We start from the raw sequence: 18,350 nt of genomic DNA, 5'->3' as shown, positions 1-18,350 counted from the left end.
TATTGTTTTATCAGAAAAGTTTTAATTTTATATAGAAATTGTAATCGCTTTCGTGTATATTTTTATTATCAGAAAATTTTAAAAAGAGATAGGGGTACTTGTAGGGGGAGGATTAAGATGCAGCAAACAACGAATGAGCAATTACATCGTACGATGAAGAGTAGACATTTATTTATGATCGCACTAGGTGGTGTAATCGGAACTGGTTTTTTTCTAGGTTCAGGTTACACCATTAATCAGGCTGGACCAGGGGGAGCCATCCTTTCATATTTAGTGGGCGGATTTATTATGTATTTAACAATGCTTTGTCTTGGAGAGCTAACGGTAGCAATGCCAGTTTCAGGATCTTTCCAAAAGTATGCGACGAAGTTTATTGGACCAGGAACTGGATTTATGATCGGTTGGCTATACTGGATTGGATGGGCAGTAACAGTAGGATTAGAATTAACATCGATCGGTTTAATGATGAAAAGATGGTTTCCGAATGTTGATGTTTGGGTATGGTGTCTCGTATTCGGAGTTATTTTATATGCTTCAAATGCAATATCAGCGAAGAGTTATGCTGAATTAGAGTTTTGGTTCTCTAGTATTAAAGTAGTTACAATTATTGCATTCATTTTACTTGGTGGTAGCGCATTACTAGGATTCTTACCATACGATGGAAAAGAAGCAGCGCCTCTTTTCTCTAACTTTGTAAGTGATGGTGGGCTATTCCCAAATGGACTAGCTGCAGTGCTTCTTACGATGATTACAGTTAACTTTTCCTTCCAAGGAACAGAGTTAATCGGGATTGCAGCAGGAGAGAGTCAGAATCCTGAAAAAACAATTCCACGTGCGATTCGTAATACAGTATGGCGCATTATGTTATTCTTCATTTTAACAATGACAATTTTAGTAGGGTTAATTTCTTGGAAAGAAGCAGGGATAATTGAAAGCCCATTCGTAGTTGTATTTGATAAAATCGGTATTCCATATGCAGCTGATATTATGAACTTCGTTATTATTACAGCTCTTCTATCTGTAGCGAACTCAGGGTTATATGCAGCAACGCGTATACTATGGTCACTTGCAAATGAAGGAATGGCACCAACTTCTTTCAAGAAAGTAAATAAACGTGGTATTCCGATTACAGCGTTAGTCGTAACGATTGCTGTAGCGGCGTTATCTTTATTAACAAGTTTCCTTGCAGAAGATACAGTATATATGTATTTATTATCTATAGCTGGTTTATCGGCTGTTTCAAGTTGGATCATTATTGCTTTATCACAACTTCGCTTTAGAAGTCAGTATTTAAAAGGCGGAGGAAAATTAGAGGACTTAAAGTATAGAACACCACTATACCCGCTTGTTCCAATTTTAGCTTTAATTACAAATAGCATCGTTGTTATTAGTTTAGCGTTTATTCCAGAACAACGAATGGCGTTATATTGTGGTATTCCATTTATCATTTTCTGCTACATATATTATTATATAAATAAGAAACGGCAGAAACCGATGAAAGTGGAGATGGAGACACCAAATGAAACTAACAATCAAACACGATGATATACAGGCGGATTTATCGTATGGTCAATTAGCGATTGGAAAAGAAAACGGATATTCACCGTTACAATTACTCGTGTCTTCTATCGCAGGATGTAGTGCAATTGTCTTCCGAACAATTTTAGAAAAGAAACGTATTACATACGATACGTTTACAATTGAAACTGAAATTGGTAGAAGTGAAGCTTTATCAAAACCAGTTGAAAGTGTTCATTTGCACTATAAAATTAAAGCGCAAAACATTACAGAAGAACAATTAGACAAGGCGCTGCAACTTGCAGTGAAAAATTGCACAATTGTTCAATCTGTAAAGGATAGTATAAAAGTTACAGAAACAATTGAATTAGTAAAGTGAAACATAAAAACGTGAGAATAGGGCGCTCACGTTTTTATGTTTTTGGCAGAGGGGGAAGCATGAGGGAATGTTTAGGTTGTAAATTAGCAAATGAAGAAGAAATTATATATAAAGTGTATGAAGATGATTATGTAACTTGTTTTTTAGACCATGCGCCTTTCTACCCAGGACATACTTTAATTGTGCCAAAGAAGCATGTTTTAGAAGTGGACGAATTAGATGATGTTGTAGCGAAATCGATTATGGATGCTTCTAAGCTTATTGCAAAAGCGATTAAGGCATTATATAAACCAGATGGAATTACAATTTGTCAAAATGGTGGAATCTTTAACGAGTTAACTCATTATCACATGCATATTGTACCGAGATATAAAGAGCGTTCGTTTGCTGAGTTTTATACGGTGCAGCCAGGAGAACAGCAGAATCATAACTTTGAAGAGACAAAGAATTTATTAAAAGAAGCAATAGAGAAAATAATACATAGCGAAAAGGCGTAAGAGGGGTTTTCTTAAGGGGACAGTCAGGAAAATTCTAATATTAAAAAGCCCAATTTCTCAGTTAAAATAGAGAAATTGGGCTTTTCTTTATTCTATTATTCAATTTTCTCTATTAAAGAATTCTGCAGTGTCACAAAGTATATCGCTCATTCGTTATATAGAATGAGAGGAGGAATTATATGAAAGTTACAAACAAAGATTACGAAAAGATGGAAGAGCTATACGAGTTGTATGAGCAAAAAATTTATTATGTAGCTTATTCTATTTTAAATAATATTCAGCAAGCTGAAGATGCGGTTCAAGAGACGTTTATTACACTTTATAAGAATTTGGAAAAGTTCCATAGTTTGAACACTCAAGAGCTTAAACGGTATATTTTGAGGATTGCGAAAAACAAAGCGATTGATAGCTACCGGAAAAATAAACGACATGAAACATTTTTAGAAGAATATCAACGAGAATCAACAGAGGTAGTAGATGAAAATATTGAAGAGTGGGAAAAACGTATAATGTCTGAGGTTCAGATTGATACATTGCTAAAAGAGCTAAATGAATCTAACAGACAAGTGTTTAAGTACAAAGTCTTCTATAACTTAACGTATCAAGAAATTTCAAGTGTAATGGGGATAACCGAGGCTAATGTCCGCAAGCAATTTGAGCGCGCTCGAAAACGAGTACAAAGTATTATAGGAGGTATACAAAATGACGAATTCAAAGAACTCCAAAGAAATGTATGACCTTGCTGAAAAAATTGCTTTAGATGATTTTGATAAACTGGATGAACAACATGAATTTTCACATACATATACACACAAAAAGAAATTGTTTATGGAGGAAATGAAGCTGAAAGGCGAGCAACCACAGACAAAGCGTAAAAGACATCGTATGTTAATCGCTGCGGCCTGTTTATTGATTGGTATGCCGACAACCGTTTTTGGTGCAGTAAAAGTCTATAATATGATTGTTCAAAAACAAAATTACGAAGTAAATGTTTCAGTAACGAATAAGGAATCGAAAAATATTGATAAGTGGTATAAGTTGAAAGTTGGTAAATTACCAGAAAATATGGAAGCAATTGATGACTCGGCTATGAAATATTCATTTAAAGATAACGACGCAATGGGTGGATTTTCATTCGCTCTTTGGAGAGTGGGGGGAAATGCGGACTTTCAAACTTTATATTCAAAAAGCTATGAAGAAAAAGAGATAAATGGCAGGAAAGCAGTAATTGTTCATAAAGAAACTGGAAACAACAATGTAATGTTTGATAGGAAGGTCTTTCTCTTTTTTGAGAAAGAAGGGATTATGTTAGAAAGTTTTATTGGATCAGATGTAAATGAAGAACAAATGATGGATGTGTTAGGGAACATTTCACTTGAGCCTACGTCAAAAGAAAAGGCAGCACATATAACAGATTATGATAAAAAGTATTTTAGTGAAGCGGATGAACCTAAAAAAACTAAGGTGATTCCTTTGAAAAAAGATAGTAAACGACTATTTCACATAGGACAAAAGGTTCCAGTAACGATATCTATGGATAACAGCCAAATTGAATATGTGATAGAAAAAGTTGAAGTTTTTGATTCGATTAAAGATTTTAAACAAGAGAACTTTAATGAACTTGGCTTAGGGATATTAAGCGAGAAGAAGGCTTTAGATCAGACGGGAAAATTGCTATCGTACAGACGGGATGTATATAAATTAGGGAATGGTAAAGATTCAATTGATACATTAGTAGATTCGAAATTAGTTAATGTTAAATTTGTCTACCTGACAACAACAGTGAAAAATATAGGTAAACAGGTGACAGAAGAAATCTATATGACTCCATCCATAAAACAGCTTAAATTTGAAGGAAATGCATGGAACTACGCTAAAGAAGAGGGAATGGACGCAACGCGTATTATGACGGGCGAAGTCGATTATTTAGAACCTCATGGAGATGGAAAAAGCTTTTACAATATTGGCAGTATCCGACCTGGCCAAACGATGAAAGTTAACTTGGGTTATTTTGTGGATGAGGATAAACTAGATTCAATTTTCCTTGATGCTTTTCATTACAGAGGGAATGGAAGTACTGAAAATATGAATGCGTCATATCGTTGGTGGATTGATATTCGTCAACAGTCAAAACAATAGGAACAAATACACAAAAAGCTGCTTATATTTAGCAGCTTTTTTCGTCTTCATACATATGTAAAACCTCTTTTGCACGTATACGTAAACCATTTATCAATTCTTTCGGTTCTAAAACTCTTGCATCTTTTCCAAGTCTATAAAATAAAGGAGTAATAAAGTTAATTTCACCTTTATCAATTGTTGAATTTATATATCCTGTCCCATCTTCGTCTACTACAACGAATTCTTCAAGGTAAGGAACGCTTTTACATTGACGTACGCCTTCTGTTGTCAGTAAAACATGTAACTGAGTAGGACTGTGTACTACGTTAGAGTTAGAGGCAAACCACTCTTCTAAATTCATGAATGTATCTTCATTTTCTTCCGTTGATAATATAGAAAGAATGCGATCAACACGATAAAGTAATACTTTTTTTCTACTAAATTCATAGGATGGCAAATACCATAAACCATCGTGAGCATATACACCGATAGGATGAACATGTTTTGTTTTAATCCCCGATTTAGACTCGTATTGAAAGTATAAGTTTTTATTTTCAATAGCCGCTGTTAATACTTCGTTTAAAAAAGTTGTCTCAATTGTTCTCTTCGGATTCCAAAAAGCGATATAAGAACGTATTTTATCAACTTTAGCTTTCGCATCATTTTGTAGAGAGCTATACAGTTTATGAGTAACAGAATTGATTTCTGTATTAAAAGGCAAGTTACGATAGTAGCCTAAAGATTGGAAAGCAAAAAAGATGGAGACCGCTTCTTCTTCGGTAAATAAAATGGGGGGAAGCATGCTGCTTGTTAATACTTTATATCCTCCGTTACGACCTTGTTCAGCGTAAATGGGTAATCCCATATCACTTAAATCTAAAATATATCTATGGACCGTACGAACGGAAATATTAAATTCATCAGCTATTTCTTGAGCTGTAAATGTTTTTTTCGTAGAAGCAAATATAAGAATGTCTAGTAAACGTTTTGCTTTTGACAAGGATATCACCTTTTTCTTTTTTAACATGACATAAGTTGTCATGTTTTATGGTTAGTATAGTGCTTATAAGATGATTTTATCAATAGAAGCTGTAAGGAGGAAAAGATATGTCACGTGAAATTGTTTTATTTATTGCAGCGAGCTTAGATGGATTTATCGCGAAAGAAGATGATGATTTAGAGTGGTTAATGGAAACAGAAGGTGAGGGAGACAACGGTTATACAGAAATGTACGAAACAATTGATACGATAATTATGGGAAAGAGAACGTACGATTATGTGGTAGAGCATACGGAAACATTCCCGTACCTAGATAAAAAATGTTATGTTTTTTCTAATTCAGAAAAAGGTTCAAACGAACATGTAGAGTTTGTAAATGAAGATGTATTAGAGTTTACAAAAAGGTTGAAAGAGCAGGAAGGATCTAAAATATGGATGGTCGGTGGAGGGAGTCTACTGAGAGAGTTCTTTAAGAATAATTTAATTGATGAATATGTTGTTACGATTACACCTCACATATTAGGTTCTGGAGTTCCGTTATTTAAAGAAAAGAATCCAGAAATTAATTTAACTTTAACGGATACGAAACGTTTTGGCCAATTCGTAAATTTATATTATAAAGTAAAGTCCTAAAAGATAAGAAAACACGACTATTGATGATAGTCGTGTTTCTATATAGATGGCAATGAAATTGTAAAGCAAGATCCGTGATCAATTTCACTTGTGACAGTAATATTCCCGCCGTGTAGTTCTACGATTTCTTTTACGATGGAGAGCCCTAAACCAGTGCCTCCTGTAGCTCTAGAGCGCGCTTTATCAACACGGTAAAAGCGATCGAAAATGTGAGGGAGGTCTTCAGGCGGAATACCTTCGCCTTCATCTTCAATTGTAATGGAAATACGTTTATGTTCTTCTGTAACAGAAATATTTATATGAGAATGTTCTTTTGAATGTCTATACGCGTTATTTAAAATGTTAGCCATAACTTGTTCAAAGCGTTGCTCATCTAGCTTTACTAAGAGTGAGGAAGGACATGTGAAAACAACTTTAATTTGTTTTTCTCCGTACATCACATTTATTTTTTCAGTGATGCGAGTAAGGAAGGTGTGTAAATGCACTTCCTGTACTTGAATGAAAAAGTTATGCTTTTCCATTTGAGCGAGTGAAAATAAATCTTGGACTAAGTTTGTAATATAATCAGACTCGTCTTTTATAATGGATAAGTATCGTAAACGTTGCTCTGGGGGTGTGTTTTCTTTTGATGCAATGTCAGCATAACCTCTTACGTACGTTAATGGTGTTCGTAATTCGTGAGCAACACTTGCTAGAAATTCACTTCGCTCCGTTTTCATATAATGTAAATCATTTGCGAGAGTTTGGATAGATTGTGCTAGTTCACCAATTTCGTCATTTCGAGTAGTTGTTAATGAAACGGATAAATCGCCCTTACTCATTTTTTCAGTCGCTTGTTTCATGTGTAACAATGGTTTTGTTAACAAACGTGATAATAGAAAAATGGTGATGGCTGTTAATAGGAAAGTAATGACTCCAGCGATAATGAATTGCCGTGTGAGCCCGTTAACCATTTCTTCGATTGATTCCGTCCCGAGAAACATATATACATAGCCTTCCGTTTTTCCTGCCACTACAATTGGGCTAACTGTACATATATAATTAGATGTTTTCCAATGATTCTCTATAATTGCTCCATCATGATCTGTTCGTGTTTGCATTCCTTCAATATGTTTTTTTATAGTAGTATTTATTTCATTGGATTTAGCTAGTATTTCCTTATTTGCATTTGTAATAATAACAGTTGTTTCAGCTTCGGATTCCATTAAAGCAACATGGGAGATTGTTTGCCTGTCAAAATATTTTTCAAGGACATCTCGGTGACTATTTCCACGCTTTAATAAAGCAGTCATTTCTTCATTCACTCTATTGTTTACAAGGCTATAATAGAGCAAGACAAATAGAACACTTTCGATTAAAAGTGTAACAATTAGAAAATAAAATCCGAGTTGAATAGAAATTCGCTTCATCGTTTTGCTCCTTAGTTTTCAATATCAATCCATCGATATCCTACTCCGTAAACAGTTTTTAAATGGTGATCAATGGGGAAATTTACTTTTCGTAATTTATCACGTAAATTACGAATATGTGAATCGACTGTTCTATCTTCTGTATTTGTATTTAATCCCCAAATTCGTTCAATGAGCTGATCACGGCTTAATACGTAGTTCACATGACGTAAAAATAATCCGAGTAAAGAGAATTCGATTGGGGTGAGAAGAAGTTCTTCATTATGGACAGAAATGAAATGCTTGGCCTCATCCCATAAAATGCCGTGATATTGGATTTGTGCATGTTGATTGGTTCGGCGTAAAACAGCTTCAATTCTTGCGAAGAGCTCCTCTTCGTGGAATGGTTTCGTCACGTAATCATCTGCTCCAAGTTTTAACCCTTGAACGACATCTACCGTTTGATCACGAGCAGTTACCATAATGATAGGAACGTTACTAAATGATCGAATTCTTTTGCAAGTTTCCCACCCATCCATCTTTGGCATCATAATATCGAGTAAAACAAATTTGAAGTTTCGATTTTCTATATGTGAAATAGCTTCTTCTCCGGATACTGCACATACGCAGTTATATCCGATTGGAGTAAGATAAAGCGTTAATAATTCAAGCATTCTCGGTTCATCATCTACGAGTAGTATATCGATCATAGAGTACCTCCGCATTTGTAGTTATTACTTAAATTGTAAGTCAAAATCATGAAGAAATGGTGCAGATTATAATGCATCTGCATAATTTCTTCAGAATTGCTTGTTATTGTAAAGTTGAAATTCCATTTTAGGTAATAATATTGGCTCGAAAACGAATAATACGGAGGCGATATAGTGAAAAAGATGATCCGAATTTTGGGGATAACAATAATTGCAGCAGTCGGTCTTGCGGCATGCGGACAAACGAGTACAGATCATAAAAATCATGAATCTACAGAAGAGAAGAAAACAGAGCAAAAGGAAATGAAAATGAATCAGGAGGTAACTGCGCCGAAAGAAATGAATCAAGGTGCATCGAATGATTTATTAACGACAAGTTTAAAAAGTGTAACGAGATTAAATACAAATGATCCTCTGCAAATGGCAGTATTAACTTCGCAAACGATATGGCCAGCAACGCATAAAGAGAATCAGCCAGGCGCTATTATTTTAGTGCCAGTAAGCGAGTGGCAATTAGGTATTGCAAGTGCGGATCTTATTCATCACCCGAATAACGGACCGATTTTATTTATAGAAAAAGAAAAGGTACCCGAAATGACGTTAAAAGAAATAAAACGATTAAATCCGCTCGGAACGAAAGATGGAACGCAAATTATGGTGATGGGGGATATAGGGGCATCTAGCCTAGAGCAATTAAAAGAATATAAAGTAAAGCAAATAAAAGAAACGGACCCAGCTAAATTTGCTAAAGATGTTGATAAAGAATATGCCGATATAACAGGAAATTATCCAAATAGCGTTATTATCGGTTCGTCTGAAGAAGAAGGACGTTTATATACAACACCAGCTGTAAATTGGATTTCTCATATGCCAGAACCTCTTCTATATACTGAAAAAAATAAAGTGCCAGAAGCGACAATAGAGGCATTAAAGACGAGAAAAGATAAAGCGAATATATATGTGTTAGGACCAGAAAAAATCGTTTCGAAAGAAGTAGAAAAAGAGTTAAGTAAATATGGGAAAGTAACGCGTATTAGTGGGGAGACTCCAACAGAAAATTCGGTTGCATTTGCGAAATTTAAAGATGAAAAAACGAAATTTGGCTGGGGATTCACAAAACCAGGTCACGGTTTGTCATTTGTTTCAAGCAAAACACCAGACTTAGCAATTGCGGGAGCACCGTTTTCACATATGGGTAAACATGCCCCTGTTGTTTTGCTTGAGGAAGGAAAAGCTTCACAACCAGTTTATGACTTCCTTGCTACTATTCAGCCGAAGTTTAAAGATGATCCAACACTTGGACCATATAACCATGGTTTCCTATTAGGAAGTAGTAGTGATGTTTCATTTGAAACACAAGGTATATTGGATGAGAGGTTAGAAATTGTTCAGGAAAGTGGTCAAGGTCACGGTGGACATTAATGAAATGAGAAAAGACGCTGCTAAGGTAGCGTCTTTTCTTTAGGAAACTTTTACATAGCACAACATCCTTTGCTCGTTATATAATAGCCTTCGTGCAGTCGGCCTTGATTTTCTTATGGAGAAAATCAAATGATAAAAGAGTGGAGGAGTGTTACTTTGTTTCAAACTATAAAAAATGAATGGTTCTCAAATATGAGAGGGGACGTGCTATCAGGGGTTGTTGTTGCTTTAGCATTAATTCCTGAAGCGATAGCTTTTTCTGTTATTGCAGGTGTAGATCCGACGGTTGGATTGTACGCGGCCTTTTGTATTGCGGTTACAATTTCGTTTGTCGGCGGAAGACCAGGGATGATCTCGGCGGCAACGGGTGCGATGGCATTATTAATGGTCACTCTTGTGAAGGATCACGGTTTGCAATATTTATTTGCTGTGACAATAGTAACAGGTATTGTTCAAATTATTTTTGGAGTGTTCAAGCTGAGCTCATTTATGAAGTTTGTTCCTAAATCCGTTATGAGTGGTTTTTTAAATTCACTTGGAATTTTAGTTTTTACAGCGCAATTGCCGCATTTTAAAAATGCAACTTGGCAAATGTATGCACTTGTCGCATTAGGACTTGCAATTATATATTTATTTCCACGTATTACGACGGCTGTTCCGTCTACACTTATTTCAATTATTATTGTGACAAGCATTGCACTTATGAGCGGATTACAGTTAAAAACAGTAGGGGATATGGGAAGCTTACCGAAAGAATTACCGTTCTTTAGTATTCCTGATATTCCATTTACACTTGAGACATTAGCAATTATTTTACCGTATTCAGTTATGCTAGCGGTTATAGGTTTACTAGAGTCATTATTAACGGCGTCGGTTTTAGACGATATGACACATACGGAAAGTAATAAGCATAAAGAGGCACGTGGACAAGGGATTGCGAACGTTGTTGCTGGTTTCTTCGGAGGAATGGCAGGATGTGCAATGATTGGACAATCTGTTATTAACATTAAATCAGGTGGTCGCGGGAGATTATCGACGTTTGTAGCCGGTGGTTTTTTAATCGTATTGCTATTTGTTTTAGGTGATTACGTTGTTCATATTCCGATGGCAGCTTTAGTTGCAGTTATGATTATGGTTTCGATTGGGACGTTTGATTGGAACTCTGTAGCGACGATTCATAAAGTACCAAAAGGAAACGCATTTGTTATGATCGTAACAGTTGTGATTGTCCTAATTACACATAATTTAGGATTAGGTGTAATTATCGGAACGATAATTAGTGCAGTTTTATTTGCATTCAATATGGCAAAGATTCACGTGAAACATTTGTATATTGAAAATAAGAAAATATACGAAATTCACGGCCAACTATTCTTCGCATCTACGGCAGAGTATATAAATGCTTTTTCATACAATGAAGATGTGAAAGAAATTGAGATGAACTTTACTAACGCACACGTATGGGATGATTCAGCAGTAGCGGCAATTGATAAAGTTATAATGAAGTATGAACAGAACGGTGTGAAAGTAAGGATCACAGGGTTAAATGAACGTAGCTCGAAGCTCGTTGCGAATTTAGCTACTTATAATAAGAGAATTGCTAGTTAGAAGCCTCCTTTTTAGGGGGCTTTATTATATAATACGGGTAGGATAACGAAAAGGGGATTCAGCATATGTACAAACAAATTTTATTAGCATGCGATGGTTCTGAACATGCACTTCGAGCAGCCGAGCATGCAACATATATTGCGAAATTTAACGAAGAAACACATGTTGAAGTTGTGTACGTAGTAGATAATAGAACGGCAAAGTCAGATATTATACAAGGACAAACGGATTTAGAAACAATATCAGCTAGTCGAAAAGATAAATTAAAAGAGATTGAGGGTTTATTAAAGAAAGAGAACATTTCCTACAAAATTACGATTCTACATGGCGATCCAGGAGATACGATTGTTCAATATGTAAATACAGGAGATATAGATCTTATTATTGCTGGGAGTAGAGGGCTAAATACACTGCAAGAGATGGTGCTTGGTAGTGTAAGTCATAAAATAGCAAAGCGTGTGAAATGCCCGGTTATGATTATAAAATAAAGTGAGATATTCTGTAGTGTAAGCAGGACCTTGATATAATTCGAGGTCTTTTTTGATGTATTAAGAGGGAGAATGTGGACAGAATATATATAAGTTTAAAAAAATGTTAACTTACAAATTTGTAAGTTAGCTGTCAGCGAAATCGATGTTATGAAATTTTTCCCATTGATACAATAAGAATATCAAAGGGGATATAGGGAGGATGGAAGGTATGAAATCATTTCAAAATTTGTCTTATAGCCAAGGGGTAAGTTTAATTTGTTTAGGTGGATTTGCTGGATCTGTTATGTTAGCTGTTTTAATAAAGATGTTTCAGCAAATGTTTTAATCGTATGAATAGAAGGGAAATGATTAATATAAATAGCAAGAGAAGAACGATAAATAAAAAATAGCTCTTAGCATGTAAGTAAATGCTGAGAGCTATTTTTATGTTTATTTTTCTACACATTATATTTTGTTTAAACTTCTTTTGATTTAGCAGATCCTGTATTTAAAGTAAGAGCAAGGAAGAACATTGCAAGTACGCAAGATACAAGTAATAAGATGAATCCGCCATCCCATCCGAATGCATCTACGATAAAGCCCATAGCTGCGCTAGCAAAAGTAGCTCCCCCTAGGTAACCGAAGAACCCAGTTAACCCAGCGGCAGTTCCAGCAGCTTTTTTGGGTGCTAAGTCAAGCGCGTGAAGACCAATTAGCATAACAGGTCCGTAAATTAAAAATCCAATGGAAACAAGTGCGATACTATCAATGATTGGATGCCCAGCAGGATTTAGCCAGTAAACAAGAACGGCAATGAATACACCGACCATAAATAGAATGCCAGCAGGTGCGCGGCGCCCTTTAAATAGTTTATCACTCATCCATCCGCAAAGAAGTGTACCTGGAATACCAGCCCATTCGTATAGAGCATAAGCTGTACGTGAGCTACTGTGAGTAAAGCTTTTTTCTTCTACTAAATAAGTAGGAGCCCAGTCTACAACGCCGTAACGAACGAAATAAACAAAGACATTAGCGATAGCGATGTACCATAAAAACTTATTGTTTAATATGTATGTAAATAAAATTTCCTTTACCGAAAGTTCGCGTTCACGGTCCGCTACTTTTTCATCTGATGGATATTCCCCAGTATGTTCTTCAATAGAAGGTAATCCGCAAGATTGAGGTGTATCTCTCATCGTAATTAATACATAAATCCCCACCAAAATTGAAAGAATACCTGGGAAGTAAAATATACTTTTCCAGTCATTTGCAAAGAAATATAAGCCTAATGTAACGAGAGAAGGCATAAGCGCGCCGCCGACATTATGAGCGACGTTCCAAATAGACATTTTTGTACCACGTTCACTAATGGAGAACCAGTGAACCATCGTACGACCACAAGGAGGCCATCCCATACCTTGTACCCATCCATTTAAAAACTGAAGTACAAACATAAGTATAATGCTCGTTGTAATGAAAGAAAATGAGCCGAAAATAATATTAATGATACCGGATAAAAATAGCCCAGCTGCTAAAAAGTAGCGAGGATTACAACGATCGGATACGATACCCATAAGAAATTTACTTAATCCGTAAGCGATAGATACTGCTGAAAGGATAATCCCAAGTTCCCCTTTACTAAAGCCTTGTTCGATTAAGTATGGCATTGCGAGTGAAAAGTTTTTTCGAACAAAGTAGTAACCCGCATAACCGATGAAGATACCTAAGAATACTTGCAAACGCAATTTGCGGTATTCGCTATCAGTGCGATCAGCTGGTAAGCGTTCTGCGTGGGGCGCAGGTTTAAATAATTGTGTGAAAAACATAAAATGAAAATCCTCCCCTAATTAATTGGAAGCGTTTTAAGACAGAGAGAATACAAAAAGGCTATGAAATATAAAAAAGTTCCCTTCTTTATGATTCATAGCCGTATACTCCGATTCTCCGTGACTGTCAATATTAACTTCGACGAAAATTATACAACTTTGTGACAAGAATGTAAACGTTTTTATAAAGAAAGTTGTTGACGTATTTTGTTTGTGGGATTAATATTTAAATACGTTAAATATTTTATTGCTTAAATAAGAGGTGGATAACATGCCAAATGATATGACTCATATTGATAAGATTCAAGCTCTTACATTCGCTATAGGAAAGAAAATGCAAACAGAGCTATTAGAACAAATGCAAGCATCAGGACTTACACCACCGCAGTTTTATATTTTAAAGATTTTAGATCATTACGGAGCTTCAAGAGCGACACAATTGGCGGAGAAAATGTACGTGAAACCGAGCGCGATTACAGTAATGACTGATCGTTTAATTGATCATGGGTTAGTAGAGCGCTATCACGACGATAATGATCGCCGCGTTGTTGTCATTGAGCTAACGAAGAAGGGGAAATCTACAGTAGAAGAAGCGATGGCGGCTCGTAATGAGCATATTGCAAAGTACTTCTCACACTTAGAATTACAAGAGAGGGAAGATTTGTTGCGCCTCTTTGAAAAGCTAGAAACAATTATTTGCGGGAAACCAGAGAAAAAAGAGAAAAACTAAGAGGAATTGAGGAGATTACATGGAGCAACAAGAAAATCAGAATAGAAAGTTGTTGTTAATCGGTTTAGTAATCGCAATGCTATTTGCTGCATTGGACGGAACAATCGTTGGTACAGCAATGCCGCGTATCGTCGGTGAACTAGGTGGATTAAGTTTAATGACATGGTTAACAACAGCTTACATGTTAACATCAACAACGGTTGTACCGATTGCAGGTAAATTAGCGGATTTACTTGGGCGTCGTAACGTATATATAGCAGGATTAATTATCTTTATGGTTGGTTCAGCGTTATGTGGTATGGCAAACGGTATGACAGAATTAATTATTTTCCGTGGTATTCAAGGTCTTGGTGGCGGTATTATGATGCCAATGGCTATGATTATTATCGGAGATATGTTCACGGGAAAAGAACGTGCTAAATGGCAAGGTATTTTTGGAGCTCTATACGGTCTTGCCTCTGTAATTGGACCACAAGTTGGTGGTTGGATTGTAGACGCAGTGAACTGGAGATGGGTATTCTATATTAACTTACCAGTTGGTATTTTAGCGACAATCTTCATTGCAATGGGATTAAAAGCACATAAACAAACAGGACCAATTAAAATTGATATCGCTGGAATCTTCACGATGATTCTCGGTGTTGTAAGTTTATTACTTGCGTTAACGTTTGGCGGAAAAGATTATGCATGGGGTTCTTGGCAAATTATCGGGTTATTTGCACTAGCTGCCATTGGTATTGTTAGCTTTATTATCGTTGAAACGAAGGCTGAAGAACCAATTTTACCGATGCACTTCTTTAAAAACCGCACATTTACACTACTGAATGCGATCGGTTTCTTTATGAGTATCGGAATGTTTGGAGCAATTATGTTCGTACCGTTCTTTATGCAAGGAATTGTAGGCGTAAGTGCTGCTGAATCAGGAACGATTATGACACCGATGATGATTACAATGATCGTTATGAGTATTATTGGTGGTCAGCTTGTATTAAAAATTGGTGTGAAACCACAAATTATTACAGGGATGCTTATTATGGCTAGTGGTTTCTGGTTATTAACAACGATGGATATGCACACAACTAAGCTTACCGCTACTTCTTATATGATGGTTATCGGTTTAGGAATGGGTCTTGTTATGCCGATATTAACATTAGCATTACAAGAAAGCTTCCCGAAAAAAGATCTTGGCGTTGTAACATCATCAAGTCAATTCTTCCGTCAAATCGGTGGAACGTTTGGGATTACAATTTTAGGATCAATTATGAATAATACTTCAGGCACAACGTTAACAAATAAATTAGTACCTGTATTAGACACATTCCCAAAAGAAGCGGGACAAATGGTAACAAAATTTAAAGATATGATTCATACAGATCCACAAAGTTTATATTCTATGCTATTTAGTCCAGAGGCATTAAAACAAATGCCAGAAGCATTTTCTAATAGCATCGTACCAATTTTGAAAAGCTCTTTAGTGGACTCACTTCATACTGTATTCTTAACAGGATTGGTATTTATCGTAGTAGGTGCTATCTTTACGATTTTCTTACAGAAAATTAAACTGTCTGATCGTAAAAAAGATGCTGAAGAGCCTGCTGTAGAAGAAAAGGAAAAAACTGTATCATATTCGTAATAAAAAAGCATCGCCTTATGGCGATGCTTTTTTTGAGTATAACCTTAAAAGCTTTTTAGTTAGAAATGATTGACGTATTTTTATAAATGCGTTATATTATTTTCTGTAAACGGTTACATGAAATGAGGAGAAAAGAGAATGAGTACGATTAAAGACGTTGCAAAATTAGCAGGGGTATCTGTTGCGACCGTTTCCAGAGTGTTAAATAAAAATGGATATGTCCATGAGGATACATTAAAGAAAGTAGAGCGAGCAATTGAAATGCTAGATTATAAGCCTAGTACAGTAGCGCGTTCTTTATATAATAAAAAGTCTCGTTTAATTGGCTTAGTTGTTCCAAATATCGTGAATCCATTCTTTCCGGAAGTTGCACGTGCTGTAGAAGATGTAGCACATAAGCAAGGTTACACAGTTGTACTTTGTAACTCTGATGAAAATTTAGAAAAAGAGAAGCAATACATTGATGTGCTTAGACAAAATAATGTGGACGGATTTATTGTAGCAACGAATCCACAAAATAGTGTTAATTACATGAATTTGTCTATTCCAGTTGTTGCGATTGACCGTATGTTTAATGAGCGCATTCCTACTGTATATGCAGATAACTATGCAGGGAGCCAGGCGGCGACAAAGTTATTAATAGACAAAGGGTGTAAACATATTGCACATATTCGTGGACCGCGTGATGTGAGCACAGCTAATGAACGTTTTGAAGGTTTTGTAGACGTTATTACGCAAAATAATCTTTCTTATATGATTGCAGAGAGTACATTCGATCCAGCTAATAGTGAACGGGTAGCGGTGGAATTATTAGAAGAATATCCGCATATTGATGGAATTGTTGCTGGGAATGATTTAATTGCAATCGGCGTTGTAAAGGCTGCACTTCAAAAGGGAATTTCTATTCCAGACGATTTACAAATTATTGGATTCGATGGAATTTCTTTAACTGAAATGATGTATCCATCTATTACGACTGTTGCACAGCCAATTTATGAAATGGGGAAAATTGCAACAGAATTGTTGTTAGAGCAGATGGAAGGAAATCCATTAGAAGAGAAACACTATCGTTTACCGATTGAAATTATAGAACGAAATACAACGAAGTAAGGAGATGAGACAGATGCCAAATATTGCAGTAGTAGGTAGCATTTCAATGGACTTAGTGGCTGTTTCAAAAATACGGCCGAAAGCAGGAGAAACAGTAATTGGTGAAGCGTTTCATACGATACCAGGAGGAAAAGGGGCTAACCAAGCAGTTGCTGCAGCTAGATTAGGAGCAAATGTAGCGATGGTTGGTGCAGTAGGAAATGATGATTACGGAACAGTAGTTAGAAAAAATTTGGAGAACGAACGCATTTTTATCGACTATGTGGTACCGGTTACAGATAGGACGACAGGAATCGCTCATATCGTTTTAGCAGAAGAGGATAACAGTATTGTTGTCGTACAAGGAGCAAATGCTCTTGTAAATGAGTCGATTGTAGATCGTTCAAAAGACCTTCTTGTAAAAGCTGATATGGTTGTTCTTCAACTAGAGATTCCACTTGAAACAGTAAAATACGTTCTGTCTATTTGTGAGGAGCATAAAATTCCAGTTATGTTGAATCCGGCTCCAGCACAATTTTTATCAGAAGATATTTTAGAAAAAGCGACTTATATTACGCCGAATGAACATGAATGTCGCATCGTATTAAATGATTTCACATCACCAATTGAAGAGTTACTTGCGAAATATCCAAATAAGCTATTGATGACGGAAGGGTCTAATGGTGTTCGTTTCCATAACGGAACGGAAGTTGTTCAAGTTCCAAGTATTGCTGTAGACGTAGTAGATACGACTGGAGCAGGTGATACATTTAACGGTGCGTTAGCAGTTGCGCTTTCTGAAGGAGCAACACTTCAAAAGGCAATTCGTTTTGCAAATATTGCTGGTGGTCTTTCTGTAACGAAACTTGGGGCACAGGGCGGTATGCCAACGAGAGATAGAGTACGTGAAGTGCAGGTGATTGTCGGATGAAAAAGCACGGTGTATTAAATAGCGAAATTGCGGCAGTCCTTGCTTCACTTGGACATACAGATACGATTGTAATTGCTGATTGCGGGTTACCTATTCCTGATGGAGTAAAACGAATTGATTTAGCAGTTGAAATCGGAAAGCCTAGCTTTTTAGACGTATTACAAGTAGTTGCTGATGATATGGCAATTGAAAAAGTGATGTTAGCAGAAGAAGTTATTATAAATAATGCAGAGGTAAATAAAGAAGTTGAGATGCGATTAATAGAGCCAGCATTTGAATATGTGTCTCATAAGGAATTTAAAGAGCATACAAAGAGAGCGAAGGCGATTATTCGTACAGGAGAAGCAACGCCTTATGCGAATGTTATTTTACATGCAGGCGTGATTTTTTAATAAA

Annotated in this window: 19 protein-coding genes; 15 read left to right on the top strand and 4 right to left on the bottom strand. The window is 36.1% G+C overall.

Translation table 11 applies throughout. From position 1 onward, the window contains the following. The first annotated feature begins 117 nt into the window (after nucleotides 1-117). From BG05_RS27935 to BG05_RS27915, 5 genes are all read left to right on the top strand, one after another. Nucleotides 118-1,545 carry an amino acid permease gene (locus tag BG05_RS27935; protein WP_002125217.1) on the top strand — a complete coding sequence of 476 codons (1,428 nt, stop codon included), beginning with the start codon at nucleotides 118-120 and terminating at the stop codon, nucleotides 1,543-1,545. Next, complete coding sequence (locus tag BG05_RS27930; protein WP_000778855.1) at nucleotides 1,520-1,897, top strand: OsmC family protein; 378 nt, start codon at nucleotides 1,520-1,522, stop codon at nucleotides 1,895-1,897. Before BG05_RS27935 ends, BG05_RS27930 begins: the two co-directional genes overlap by 26 nt. Before the next feature lie 11 nt (nucleotides 1,898-1,908). Continuing rightward, nucleotides 1,909-2,394: an HIT family protein gene (locus BG05_RS27925; protein WP_003187293.1), complete on the top strand. Its 486-nt coding sequence runs from the start codon at nucleotides 1,909-1,911 to the stop codon at nucleotides 2,392-2,394. Between the two features lie 179 nt (nucleotides 2,395-2,573). Continuing rightward, nucleotides 2,574-3,131 (top strand): RNA polymerase sigma factor, encoded by a 558-nt coding sequence (locus BG05_RS27920; RefSeq protein WP_003187291.1) that lies wholly within the window; start codon nucleotides 2,574-2,576, stop codon nucleotides 3,129-3,131. After that, nucleotides 3,097-4,533, top strand: coding sequence for a DUF4367 domain-containing protein (locus tag BG05_RS27915; protein WP_033733763.1), 1,437 nt, complete (start codon nucleotides 3,097-3,099; stop codon nucleotides 4,531-4,533). Before BG05_RS27920 ends, BG05_RS27915 begins: the two co-directional genes overlap by 35 nt. 28 nt (nucleotides 4,534-4,561) lie before the next feature. Here BG05_RS27915 and BG05_RS27910 read toward each other — a convergent pair whose 3' ends face one another. After that, the gene (locus tag BG05_RS27910) at nucleotides 4,562-5,542 is read right to left on the bottom strand and encodes a helix-turn-helix transcriptional regulator (RefSeq protein ID WP_003187288.1); all 981 of its coding nucleotides are present in this window, start codon (nucleotides 5,540-5,542) and stop codon (nucleotides 4,562-4,564) included. Between the two features lie 80 nt (nucleotides 5,543-5,622). On the opposite strand from BG05_RS27910, the gene BG05_RS27905 reads away from it, so the two are divergent. Next, the gene (locus BG05_RS27905) at nucleotides 5,623-6,147 is read left to right on the top strand and encodes a dihydrofolate reductase family protein (RefSeq protein WP_002186949.1); all 525 of its coding nucleotides are present in this window, start codon (nucleotides 5,623-5,625) and stop codon (nucleotides 6,145-6,147) included. A gap of 38 nt (nucleotides 6,148-6,185) precedes the next feature. Here the strand turns inward: BG05_RS27905 and BG05_RS27900 are convergent, their stop codons facing one another. After that, nucleotides 6,186-7,556 carry a sensor histidine kinase gene (locus BG05_RS27900; protein ID WP_002140374.1) on the bottom strand — a complete coding sequence of 457 codons (1,371 nt, stop codon included), beginning with the start codon at nucleotides 7,554-7,556 and terminating at the stop codon, nucleotides 6,186-6,188. 11 nt (nucleotides 7,557-7,567) lie between these two features. Beyond that, nucleotides 7,568-8,245 carry a response regulator transcription factor gene (locus BG05_RS27895; protein WP_002029819.1) on the bottom strand — a complete coding sequence of 226 codons (678 nt, stop codon included), beginning with the start codon at nucleotides 8,243-8,245 and terminating at the stop codon, nucleotides 7,568-7,570. Between the two features lie 174 nt (nucleotides 8,246-8,419). Here BG05_RS27895 and BG05_RS27890 point away from each other — a divergent pair, with 174 nt between their 5' ends. The 4 genes from BG05_RS27890 (at nucleotide 8,420) to BG05_RS30390 (ending at nucleotide 12,091) form a co-directional block, all read left to right on the top strand. Next, a complete protein-coding gene (locus BG05_RS27890; protein WP_003187282.1) occupies nucleotides 8,420-9,667 on the top strand; it encodes a cell wall-binding repeat-containing protein in 1,248 nt (415 codons plus the stop codon). 156 nt (nucleotides 9,668-9,823) lie between these two features. Then, complete coding sequence (locus BG05_RS27885; protein ID WP_033734628.1) at nucleotides 9,824-11,275, top strand: SulP family inorganic anion transporter; 1,452 nt, start codon at nucleotides 9,824-9,826, stop codon at nucleotides 11,273-11,275. 65 nt (nucleotides 11,276-11,340) lie between these two features. Next, nucleotides 11,341-11,763, top strand: coding sequence for a universal stress protein (locus tag BG05_RS27880; protein WP_002010593.1), 423 nt, complete (start codon nucleotides 11,341-11,343; stop codon nucleotides 11,761-11,763). 211 nt (nucleotides 11,764-11,974) lie between these two features. After that, nucleotides 11,975-12,091, top strand: a complete 117-nt coding sequence (locus BG05_RS30390; protein ID WP_002125236.1) for a DUF4027 family protein — start codon at nucleotides 11,975-11,977, stop codon at nucleotides 12,089-12,091. A 130-nt stretch (nucleotides 12,092-12,221) separates the two neighbouring features. Here the strand turns inward: BG05_RS30390 and glpT are convergent, their stop codons facing one another. Continuing rightward, on the bottom strand, nucleotides 12,222-13,571 hold the full coding sequence (gene glpT / locus BG05_RS27870) for a glycerol-3-phosphate transporter (RefSeq protein WP_003187276.1): 1,350 nt from the start codon (nucleotides 13,569-13,571) through the stop codon (nucleotides 12,222-12,224). A 271-nt stretch (nucleotides 13,572-13,842) separates the two neighbouring features. Between glpT and BG05_RS27865 the strand changes: the two genes are divergently transcribed. The 5 genes from BG05_RS27865 (at nucleotide 13,843) to rbsD (ending at nucleotide 18,346) form a co-directional block, all read left to right on the top strand. Continuing rightward, nucleotides 13,843-14,301, top strand: coding sequence for a MarR family winged helix-turn-helix transcriptional regulator (locus tag BG05_RS27865; RefSeq protein ID WP_003187274.1), 459 nt, complete (start codon nucleotides 13,843-13,845; stop codon nucleotides 14,299-14,301). A gap of 19 nt (nucleotides 14,302-14,320) precedes the next feature. Beyond that, nucleotides 14,321-15,934, top strand: coding sequence for an MDR family MFS transporter (locus BG05_RS27860; RefSeq protein ID WP_002125243.1), 1,614 nt, complete (start codon nucleotides 14,321-14,323; stop codon nucleotides 15,932-15,934). Between the two features lie 138 nt (nucleotides 15,935-16,072). Beyond that, nucleotides 16,073-17,044, top strand: coding sequence for a ribose operon transcriptional repressor RbsR (rbsR, locus tag BG05_RS27855; protein ID WP_002114118.1), 972 nt, complete (start codon nucleotides 16,073-16,075; stop codon nucleotides 17,042-17,044). A 13-nt stretch (nucleotides 17,045-17,057) separates the two neighbouring features. Beyond that, nucleotides 17,058-17,954 carry a ribokinase gene (rbsK, locus tag BG05_RS27850; protein WP_002010585.1) on the top strand — a complete coding sequence of 299 codons (897 nt, stop codon included), beginning with the start codon at nucleotides 17,058-17,060 and terminating at the stop codon, nucleotides 17,952-17,954. Beyond that, a complete protein-coding gene (gene rbsD / locus BG05_RS27845; protein ID WP_002125248.1) occupies nucleotides 17,951-18,346 on the top strand; it encodes a D-ribose pyranase in 396 nt (131 codons plus the stop codon). The genes rbsK and rbsD overlap by 4 nt, the downstream gene beginning before the upstream one ends. Nucleotides 18,347-18,350: the final 4 nt, after the last annotated feature.

The sequence above is a fragment of the Bacillus mycoides genome (assembly GCF_000832605.1).
Lineage (GTDB): Bacteria > Bacillota > Bacilli > Bacillales > Bacillaceae_G > Bacillus_A > Bacillus_A mycoides.
The sequence above is the reverse complement of the archived record's forward strand: the minus strand, read 5'-3'. Positions and strand labels throughout refer to the sequence as shown.